We start from the raw sequence: 1,506 nt of genomic DNA, 5'->3' as shown, positions 1-1,506 counted from the left end.
CCAACGCCGTTCAGTTAGGCGGTTGGTGTGGTCGTCAAGGGTCAGGGCGGATGATGTCGATGCTGGTGGTGGCCTGGTAGCTGCGCCGGTCGATGTTGGGGCCGCGGGCTTGGTATTTGCTGTTCGAGCGTTTGATCATGCGGGTTTTGGTGCGTAGGCGGCGTTCGGGTAGCAGGTGGGCCAGGACGTGGATGCCGATGACGCCTACCAGGTCGATGACGGTGTCGGCGATGATCCCGGCGGCGTGGATGATCTGGTCGCGGGCGGCGTTCAGGGCGGTGGTGAAACTGGCCCGGTCAGGGTCGAGGCCGGGCTGGCTGTCGGTGGCGTCGACCATCGCGGTGCGCAGCAGTTGATAGACGGTGAGTAAGGCGTAGATCTCTTGGCTGATGCCGTCGCAGGTGCGGGCGCGTAGGACACGTCCGCCCAGGATCGACGATTTCAGTTCGAGGTAGGCGGTCTCGATCTCCCAGCGCTGGTGATAGAGCGGGATGAGTTCGGCGGCGGGATGCGTGCCCGGGTCGAGCAGGGTGGTGATGAGCCGGTAGCCGCCGGTGTGGGTGCCGTCGGTGGTGGTGATGCTGATCTGCGCATCGATCACCCTGATCGGTAGCCCGCCGATGATCGAGGCGAAGGATCCGTCGCGGTGCCGGCGCAGGATCGGTAGCTTGCGGCCGGTCTTGCAACGGATCAGCAGGTCCGCGCCGGTCGCGGCCAGGGTGGCGATCAGGTCGGCGCCGGCGTAGTTGCGGTCGGCCATCAGCAACATCCCGGGGCGCAGACTGCGAGCGAGCTGTCGGGCCTGATCGAGTTCTCCGACACTGACCGGATCGAACACGGCGTCGATCACCGATCGGGTGCCGCAGGCCAGCAGGGCGCTGAGCCGCAGCTGCGGGTAGCCGGAACTGCCGTTGTTGCAGCGTTGTTTGGCATAGCGGCTCGTGGTGGCTGGTGAGTCCGCGACCGTCAGGAAGGTCCCGTCGATCACGGCCAGTAACAGGCCTCGCCAGCGCGTCTGGGCGGCGCTGGTAGCGGCCGGGCCGCGCAACACATCGAATAATGCCCGCACCGGCTGCGGCCCGAGGCGTTGCCGGGCCTGGCGCAACGCGCTGCCGCTGGGCGCCACGAGCGGCAGACCGGACAACCCGCTGGTCAGCTTGGACCACACCTGCAGGTATCCCAGTTCGGCGAACAGGCACCCGGCCAGTAGCAGATACATCACGACCCGGGCCGGTAGCAGCCTGACTCTGGACTCGGTCCGCCTGGTCATGGCCAGGACATCATCGACCATCTCGAACGGCACCAGCCGAGTCAGCTCGCCCAGATGACCCGGCGCGAACACGCCCGCGGCTACCGTCACCGTCCGAGTTATGGCAATCTGATCAGCCAGCGGAGCTCCAGGTTCAAGGGCGTCTTAGAGTGACCACCCTCTATACCGGAGCTCCGCTGCTTCGTCTCCACGACACGCTTGACAGCCCACCAAAACACCTAACTGAACGGCGTTGG

Annotated in this window: 1 protein-coding gene; it reads right to left on the bottom strand. The window is 66.1% G+C overall.

Features of this window, described 5'->3' with window-relative positions; translation table 11 throughout:
* Positions 1 to 34 precede the first annotated feature (34 nt).
* Entirely contained in the window at positions 35 to 1,360 is a 1,326-nt protein-coding gene (locus ABZS40_RS36665) for an IS4 family transposase (protein WP_354949329.1), read from the bottom strand.
* Positions 1,361 to 1,506 lie beyond the last annotated feature (146 nt).

Origin of the sequence: Micromonospora sp. NPDC005324, assembly GCF_040607155.1 — a bacterium.
Classification (GTDB): domain Bacteria; phylum Actinomycetota; class Actinomycetes; order Mycobacteriales; family Micromonosporaceae; genus Micromonospora; species Micromonospora trifolii.
Note: the sequence above shows the minus strand (reverse complement) of the source record. Positions and strands in the feature narration are given on the sequence as shown.